This is a genomic window from Terriglobia bacterium (genome assembly GCA_035712365.1).
Taxonomy (GTDB): domain Bacteria; phylum Acidobacteriota; class Terriglobia; order UBA7540; family UBA7540; genus SCRD01.
Window position 1 is genome coordinate 129,415 of sequence record DASTAW010000058.1, and the last position, 8,556, is coordinate 137,970.

Annotated in this window: 7 protein-coding genes; 3 read left to right on the plus strand and 4 right to left on the minus strand. The window is 58.3% G+C overall.

Annotation, left to right across the window (positions count from 1 at the left end; genetic code table 11):
- Positions 1-63: 63 nt before the first annotated feature.
- The 3 genes from glmS to VFQ24_17840 all read left to right on the plus strand — a co-directional run bounded on the left by glmS (position 64) and on the right by VFQ24_17840 (position 4,464).
- A complete protein-coding gene (gene glmS / locus VFQ24_17830) occupies positions 64-1,887 on the plus strand; it encodes a glutamine--fructose-6-phosphate transaminase (isomerizing) (GenBank protein ID HET9180219.1) in 1,824 nt (607 codons plus the stop codon).
- A gap of 396 nt (positions 1,888-2,283) precedes the next feature.
- The gene (locus VFQ24_17835; GenBank protein ID HET9180220.1) at positions 2,284-4,110 is read left to right on the plus strand and encodes a TlpA disulfide reductase family protein; all 1,827 of its coding nucleotides are present in this window, start codon (positions 2,284-2,286) and stop codon (positions 4,108-4,110) included.
- A gap of 27 nt (positions 4,111-4,137) precedes the next feature.
- The gene (locus VFQ24_17840; GenBank protein ID HET9180221.1) at positions 4,138-4,464 is read left to right on the plus strand and encodes a hypothetical protein; all 327 of its coding nucleotides are present in this window, start codon (positions 4,138-4,140) and stop codon (positions 4,462-4,464) included.
- Positions 4,465-4,709: 245 nt separating this feature from the next.
- On the opposite strand, the gene VFQ24_17845 is transcribed toward VFQ24_17840, so the two are convergent.
- The 4 genes from VFQ24_17845 to VFQ24_17860 all read right to left on the minus strand — a co-directional run bounded on the left by VFQ24_17845 (position 4,710) and on the right by VFQ24_17860 (position 8,256).
- Positions 4,710-5,582, minus strand: coding sequence for an SDR family oxidoreductase (locus VFQ24_17845; protein HET9180222.1), 873 nt, complete (start codon positions 5,580-5,582; stop codon positions 4,710-4,712).
- Between the two features lie 136 nt (positions 5,583-5,718).
- A complete protein-coding gene (galE, locus tag VFQ24_17850) occupies positions 5,719-6,702 on the minus strand; it encodes a UDP-glucose 4-epimerase GalE (protein ID HET9180223.1) in 984 nt (327 codons plus the stop codon).
- Between the two features lie 157 nt (positions 6,703-6,859).
- Positions 6,860-7,456 carry a DJ-1/PfpI family protein gene (locus VFQ24_17855; GenBank protein HET9180224.1) on the minus strand — a complete coding sequence of 199 codons (597 nt, stop codon included), beginning with the start codon at positions 7,454-7,456 and terminating at the stop codon, positions 6,860-6,862.
- Between the two features lie 104 nt (positions 7,457-7,560).
- A complete protein-coding gene (locus VFQ24_17860; GenBank protein ID HET9180225.1) occupies positions 7,561-8,256 on the minus strand; it encodes an NADPH-dependent F420 reductase in 696 nt (231 codons plus the stop codon).
- Positions 8,257-8,556: the final 300 nt, after the last annotated feature.

Consider the following 8,556-nt stretch of genomic DNA (forward strand, 5'->3'; position numbering starts at 1 on the left):
CGGTGTAACGCCTCTGTCGTCGGCACCGTTGAGATGCTCGATTTTTTGTAGGGAGGTTGTTTTATGTGCGGCATAGTCGCGTACGTTGGTCAACAGCCGGTCAGTGAAGTCCTGGTTGACGGCTTGAAGAGACTTGAATACCGCGGATACGACTCAAGCGGCATCGCCATCCTGGGCGCACAGCCGTATCTGGCAAAGGCTGTGGGGAAGGTGGCAGCTCTTGAACGGAAAGTGCTCGAAGAAAAACCCGTGGGAGAGATCGGAATTGCCCACACCCGTTGGGCAACGCACGGCAAGCCAACCGAAGCAAACGCGCATCCCCACACAGACTGCTCAGGTCAGATCTTTCTGGTGCATAACGGAATCATTGAAAATTATCTGACGCTGAAAAAAATGCTGCTGGCGGACGGACACATTTTCAGTTCCGAAACGGACACCGAAGTGCTTGCGCACCTGATTGAAAACGCTTACCAGAATGACCTTGAAGACGCTGTCCGCAAAGCACTGCTCCAGGTTGAAGGAACCTACGGGCTGGCGGTGATTCATACTGCCCACCGGAACGAGATCATCATGGCCCGGCGGGGAAGTCCGATTGTGCTGGGCATTGGCAAGCGAGAATCGCTGGCTGCCTCTGACACGTCCGCCCTGGTCCAGCACACGGATCAGGTGATCTACCTTGAAGACAATGAACTGGCGCGCCTCAGTCCCGGAGAGTTCCATCTCAGCACGCTCCAGAACCGCCGGGTTGATCGAAGTCCGACCGTTATCGAGTTTGGGCTCGAGGCGCTGGATCGCGGGGAATATCCGCACTTCATGCTGAAGGAAATCTGTGAGCAGCCCAACGCCATCGAAAACGCTCTTCGAGGGCGCCTCAACCACGCTGAGGGCCTGGCGCGGCTGGGCGGGCTGGAACCGGTGCTTGATCGGTTGAGGCGGGCCCGCCACCTGATCATTGTGAGCTGCGGAACCAGCTATTACGCAGGACTTCTGGGACGCTATGTTTTTGAAGCCACGACTGACCTGACGGTTGAAACCGAACTCGCATCCGAATTCCGTTACAGAAAGTTGAACATCCGCCCGGACACCGTGGTCCTGGCCATCAGCCAGTCGGGAGAAACGGCTGACACCCTGGCCGCCCTGCGGGAGGCGAAACGCAGGGGAGCGCTGGTGCTCGGCTTGGTGAATGTTGTGGCCAGCTCCATCGCCCGCGAAACCGATGCAGGAGTCTACTGCCATGCAGGCGCTGAGATTGGCGTGGCCTCCACCAAGTCCTTCGTTTCACAGGTCACCATTCTGATTCTGATGGCGCTGCTGATGGGCCGCAACCGTGACTTGTCCTATGACGAAGGCTCAAGGATAATTAGCGCGCTCGAAAAAGTTCCGGAGCAGGTTCGTGAGCTCGTGGCACGGTCAGACCAGATTCGCAGCCTCGCAGAGAAATACTGCCAATCGCGTCACTTCCTTTACATCGGCAGAAAGTACCAGTATCCGGTGGCGCTTGAAGGAGCCTTGAAGCTGAAGGAGATCGCCTACATCCATGCCGAGGGTTATGCGGCCGGAGAGATGAAGCACGGGCCCATCGCACTCATCGACCCTGCCTTCCCCACCATGGCCGTTGTACCTGATGACAGTTCCTATGAAAAGACGATCTCGAACGTGCAGGAAATTCGGGCGCGCGAAGGTCACATTATCGCAGTCACCACAGAGGGCAACAACAAACTCGGTTCGCTGGTGGATGACATTATTTACGTTCCTCCCAGCCTCGAACTCGTTATGCCGCTGCTAACGGTGATCCCACTCCAGCTATTTGCGTACCACTGTGCGGTGCTTCGCGGATGCGATGTGGACAAACCGCGCAACCTGGCAAAGAGCGTCACCGTGGAGTAGGCCGCTGCTGCTGCTGAAACTACGCTCAACTTCGGCGGGTGGCGCAGCCGTCGACTTTTGATGTTTGCGTTCCCCGAAGCTGAGCGGGGTTAAAATGGAGCGCCGTCATAACCGCGCCGGGATTGTGGCGAGTGGCCGTGGTCGAGCTGGAGATTTTATTTTTTGAAGGACGAATCAACCATCGTAATGGACCGGGATTGCATGACGCGAACAAGAACCTCTCGCTTCGCGAACGCAGACACTACAAGGCGAGTATCTGCGCCACCCGCCCGTATGATTGGAACCTTCCCAACCTTTGGGCTGGCCCAGGGTGTATAATGCGGTGCAAGTGAAGTATATCTCGCCAGGGGGGAAACTCCGGTGGGGGCAAAAGCAAATTCTGGAAGCAGGCCGTGGTTGAATGCCGCACTCGCCGTGGCGCTCTATCTGAGCTTGGCTCCGCGCGCGCTTCGGGGGCAGGAATATAACGCCTGCGAGCCGCCGCCCGAGGTCAGGTCCGCTCTGGCCAATTTTCCCATTTGGCAAACGCCCACGGAAACGGACTGGCAGTTTCACCAGCGGCAGCTATCCACCTTGCATTCGCTCCTGAAGCAACATCCTCAGGATTTTTTTGTGCGGAAGAAATATGTGGACTTTTTCGGCTACTCTGACGAGGAGAAAACCAGCCTCATCTCAGAATATAAGGCGCTGCATGAGCAGCATCCGGACGATCCGGATATATCCTATTTTTACGGTGTCGCGCTCATCGGCCGTGATTCAAAGCAGGCGATCAAGCTTTTCGACAGCGCACTCAACAAGGCGCCCGCATTCCCCTGGCCTCGCCTTGAGCTGGGGAGCATTTACTTTTCGCCGGTTTTTATGGATAGGCAAAAGGCGAAGGAGAATATCAAAACCTTCCTGGCCGCCTGCCCGGCGGCGCTCGAAGGCTACAACCCGGTGGACAACGTGGACGACCCGGCCTTCGTGCGCGATGCGGCGGCCAGGCTGCGTGGAGTCCTCACTCCGCGTACAGATCCCGAGGCCCTTGGTGCCTATCCCACTTTGTGGGCGCTGGAATTCAAGGCCCACCCGCCAGCCGAGTACGGACCCCTGCGCAAGCAGGTGGCCGAGGACATAGCGCGCATCCGCGCTCTCAATCTCACGAACACCTGGCAATGGTATGAAGCGCTTGAGGAGGGTTACAAGCTGGCGGGCGACACAAAGCAGTCCGATTGGGCGGAGGACGAGCGCGAACGGCGGCTGCCAGATTTGTATGATCTGCCAGCCATGGGGAAATGGAGGAAGGCCAATCCCAGTCCTCAGCAGGACGATCCGCCGGACAAGAGACGGGCGTATTACGCCGAACTGCTAAAACAGTCCGCTGAGTGGGCGAAAGAGCGCCCCAATGCGGGCTACATCCAGGCAGAGCGCCTTTACGCGATGGAGAATCTCGATAATATTCCGGCGGCGGAATTGGAAGCGGCGGTAGACAAATACATGCAGGTCGCCCGTGCCAACGCGGGGCCTGATGGGCCAGGGTCTAACGATTACTTTAACGCAGCCAGGATACTGGCCAGGAAACATCAGGAGCCAGAGCGCACCGTTGGATACGCCCAGCAAGCCCTGAAAAAAATCGACCAGGATTCGAAATATCCGATGTACGACCTCTACGGGCAGGGGGACGATGTGGCCAGAAATTATTTTCGCGTCGCGTCCTCTCGAACTCAGGCGCTGGAGTTTGAAGCCCAGGGATATCTTGAACTCAAGGAAGATTTGAAAGCGCGGCAGACGCTCCAACAATTCGACGAACGCTTGCAGGACTTGAAGGCGCTTGCCGGCGACAAAGAGGGCAGGCGCAAAGAGTGCCTCGGCCGCGAATCCGCCTACTGGGGCTTGATGGGGCGGCTGGCCGAGCTTGAGGGACATAAGCAGGACGCGATGGGCTATTACGAGAGCGCATTGCTCGAGCGCCTGGAAGCCCAGGAGAAGCCCGAGACCGGCCTCCCCGACGAGCTGGCGGACCGCGCGCACAGGCTCTGGACCAGCCTGGGCGGCGCCGAAGACGGCTGGAATGTCTGGTACGGCGTGCGCGAGAAAGCTCTGGCTTCGCTCGCCACGCTCACCTGGGAAAACGCCAACCAACCCCTGCCCCCCTTTAAGCTCACCGACCTCAACGGCAAGACCTGGACGCTGGCCGATCTAAAAGGCAAGGTGACGTTTCTCAATTTTTGGGCGACCTGGTGAGGGTTCTGCCGCGAGGAGTTGCCTCGCTTGCAGAAAGTGATCGAGCAGTACAAGAGTCGTCCCGACGTTCAATTCCTGATGCTAAGCACTGACGAAAATCCCGGCCTGATCGGGCCGTTCATGCAGGAACATAAGTACACTTTCACCGTCCTTCCTGCCTATGCCTACGCAGAGGGTTCGCTCAAAGTCTTCGGCATCCCGGAGAACTGGATTGTGGATGCGAACGGCGTGGTGCGATTGAAAGGCATGGGTTACGACGCCACGGGCAAATGGGAAAAAGGCATGTCCGAGGCGATTGAAAAATACGCGCCGGAGAAAGATGCTCCGGCCTCCGCAAGTGGCCCAGGAAACTGAACGCCTCCGCTCCCACGCGGTCCATCGCGATCAAAGAGGTGCCTTACAGGAGCTAGAATCGCCAACTTGACCACGGCCATTCACTCGGTGACCTCACCCGCCTTCATATTACCGGATTATTGCGTGCGCCCCATCCAAATCACGCCGTGCGGGATTGCAGAGACAGAAACTATTTCCGCGCCAGCCCCGTGGAGTAAGCTGCTGCTGTTGAAGGGCTGAGATCTGCCCAGGGTCCTTGCTGGTTGTCATTCCTTGGGACGGGCATTCAGGCCGAATTCCTGCTGCACGCGATCATACCAGGCGTCGTCGTCAAGAGCGCCCCATTCAACCATTTCCTCGTCGGTCTTGGCTTTTCTCCAGGCGATATACTCCGCCGAGTTCGGACCCACCGGATGCCGCAGCTTCCACGTCCCGCTCTCGATGATGTCCCGGATTGCTTTCGCCACCAGCCCCGGTGGACGGGGAGTTCCACTTTCGAACGATGCGCGGAATATTGCCCCGTACCGCCGCACCTGGCGATAGTTCGTGCTATCCAGCGGCACTTCAGCGCTCCTTGCCATCGGCGTATCGATGATGCCAGGTTCGACGATTGCGACGCGAATGTTGAACGGTTTTACTTCCTGGGCCAGCGCCTCGCTCAATGCCTCAAGTGCCCATTTTGAGGCGGCGTAGGCGGCAAGAGGTGAGTTCGCAACGCGGCCCGCCACCGAACTTACATTAATGATGCAGCCGCTCTTCCTGTCGCGCATTTCCGGCAGCACGGCCTGGATGCACCGCAGCGCGCCAAAGTAATTGGTCTCCATGATGGCGCGGAAGGTATGGAGTGGAAGTTCCTCGACCGATCCGAAGGTTCCGACTCCGGCATTATTCACCAGCGCGTCGATTTGCACGCCTTGCGCGTGAATGTTTCTCACAGCCTCCGCGACGGAAGAATCTGAATCAACATCCATCACCATCACCTTAACCGGCAGCTTCTCCCTGGCCGCCGCCTCTCCAAGTTGCGGCGCGCGAGCGGGATTCCGCATGCTGGCATAAACGGTGTGGCCGGCCCTGGCGAGCTCAAGGGCCGTGGCAAATCCGATACCGGTGCTGGTTCCCGTTACCAGGACGTTTGGCATAGCGTCATGCTCCTTGTTGTGGATTGGATTATTGCCCCGCAAGGGCAGATTCGCACGCGGCTTCCGCAGTGTCAATCAGAAACTCGAATTCTTAAACCTGCCGCGATCTGTGGGCTCATGCGCGCCTCGGCGGCGACTAATCCGCGTGCTGTTTGTTGGACGAGTGCCACTTCCAGGCGCTTTGGATGATGGCATCGAGGTCTGAGTATTGCGGATGCCAGTCGAGCACCGTGCGCGCTCTGGCGGGATCAGCTACGAGCACGGCAGGATCTCCAGCACGCCGGGGCGCATCTTTGGCGGGAACGCGTCCGCCGCAGAGCTTTCCGACTGCGGCCACAACTTCACGGACGGAGTGACCCTCACCTGTTCCGAGATTCAGCTCGGTGCTCTCGCCGCCGCCAGCCAAATATTCCAGGGCGCGCACGTGCGCGTCGGCGAGGTCCACAACATGGATATAGTCACGGATCGCAGTGCCGTCCGGCGTGGGATAATCCGTGCCGTAGATCTCGACTTCCGGTCTCTGGCCCAGCGCGGCCTCGACCACCAGCGGAATCAGGTGCGACTCCGGATCGTGCTCCTCGCCCAGTTCGCCTTCGAGATCCGCGCCCGCGGCATTGAAGTATCGCAGCGCCACGCCGCGAAGCCCGTAGGCTTTTCCGTACCAGTAGATCGCCCGTTCCATGCACAACTTGGAGTCGCCGTAAGGATTCACGGGCGCCTTGGAATGGTCTTCCGGAATGGGCACCTTTTCGGGATTCCCGTAGACGGCGGCAGAGGATGAGAAAACGATGTGTTGCACGCCGCAGGCTTTCATCACGTCCAGCAACCCAATGGTGTTGACCACATTGTTCCAGAAATACTTCTGAGGATTCTTTACCGACTCGCCCACCAGCAGGCTGGCGGCAAAGTGCAGAACAGCCTCGATGCGGCGCTCCTTGAAAATCTCTGCTAAAAGCTCCTTGTCGCCGAGGTTGCCTTCTATAAAGGGTCCCCACTTCACCGCCTCGCGGTGACCGGTGGAAAGATTGTCCAGGACCACGACTTCGTGTCCCGATTGGGCAAGGGCTTTGGACGTCTGACTTCCAATGTAACCCGCACCGCCGGTAACAAGCACTCGCATCGTGCGCTGATCTCCGCGTGATCACTGACTGGAGCCTGAACTCTACTGCAGGTTGTGCAACATGACTCTGATGCACTCTTATTCCCGACCGATTGCCTCCCTTACGAGCACGCTTCAAGTTGACACGGCTTGCAAAAGCTTCCGAATGAAACTCTCCTCACGCCTTTGCGGTTTTAGCTGGCGCGCTCTTATCGAGCACTTGCAGGAATTTAGCCAGCCAGGCGGGATGCGCGGGCCAGGCCGGTCCCGACACCAGATTGCCGTCCACGTGCGCTTCCGTCATGGGAAGGTCAACGTATTTTCCTCCGGCCAGGGTGACTTCCGGTCCCACCGCCGGGTACGCGCTGATCGACCTTCCTTTGGCGACGCCTGCCGCCACCAGCAACTGCGCTCCGTGGCACAGTGCGGCCACCGGCTTTCCCGCGTCAAAAAAATGCCGGACGATTTCCAGCACCTTTTCATTCATCCGCAAATACTCCGGAGCCCGCCCGCCGGGAACCACCAGCGCGTCGTAGGAACCGGCCTTGACGTCCTCGAAAGCGGCATTCACCTGGAAGTTGTGTCCGCGCTTCTCACTGTAGGTCTGGTCGCCTTCAAAATCATGGATGGCCGTGCGGACTGTCTCGCCCGCTTTCTTCCCAGGGCAGACAGCATCAACCTTGTGCCCCACCATCTGCAGGGCCTGGAAAGGCACCATCACTTCATAATCTTCGACATAGTCGCCGACAAGCATCAGAATCTTTTTGCCTGCCATTTCAGTTTCTCCCTTCAAAATTCGAAGATGTTTACCCTCCTGTCATCCTGAGCGTAAGCGAGGGACCTGCTTTCCGAAATGTTACTGATCAAATTATCGGCGCCTCATGCCGGCCGGGCATAGCTTCCGGGACTGTTTGAAGTAGCCCGCCATTCCGGCTTTCGGCCGGGAGATGCCTGGGCCAGCACCCGCCGGACTCCCTCTGCATCAAAATCGGTGGCATAGACGGGAGTTCCCGGTTGCTGCCGCCACGATTCATCCAGTCCTCCGGCATCAACGGCGTCGAATCCGAGTTCGTTCACCAGCCCCATCACGACGTCCTTGGCCCATTTGTCATCGCCCGCGACCGGCAAGGCAATTCGCCCGGGCGAGCCTGCGGGCTTGCCGTTTTCCATCAGGTGCTGGGCATAGATGTTGTTAAACGCTTTCACCACCGGCCGCCTCAATTGCTTCTCCACCCACCGGCTCTCCAGCATGCCGCCTTCGATCCCTTCGATTTTCCCGTCGCGCTGCCTCGGATAGTAGTTGCCCGTGTCAACCACCACGATGTTTTCGGGAACGCCCGCAAAAAGGTCCTTGGGCAAATCGGGAACATTCGCCAGCGGGATTGTCACGATCACCACATCGCCGGAACGCGCGGCTTCAGCCGGCGTCACCGCCTTCGCTCCGGTCTCTTTGGCAAGCCCGGCAAGCGATTCGGGCCCGCGAGAGTTGGCCACGGAAACCTGATGCCCAAGCTGTGTCAGCCGCCGCGCGAGCGTGCCGCCAATGTGTCCTGCGCCAATAATGCCGATTTTCATGATTCATCCCTCCATTTGGAATATCCAGTGAGATGAACTTGTCGCCGAAAAGGTTCGCCTTCGATCTGCGCCGACTGCCCTGGGGGCTGTGAACCATTAAACCATTATAGGTTGGAAATATATCCCCGGCGGGCAGGAATGGCAAATGGAGGGCTTGGTGGTGACGTAAATTTGTGTGTGTAAAAGTGAGGAGGGTGTAAGTTGGTTTCGCCGAGCAAGCGGAACCAAATCCTTAGAAAAGGAGCTTACACCCCATGGCGAAAGTAGCACCGATGACGGAGCAGTTCCAACACTTTGTGC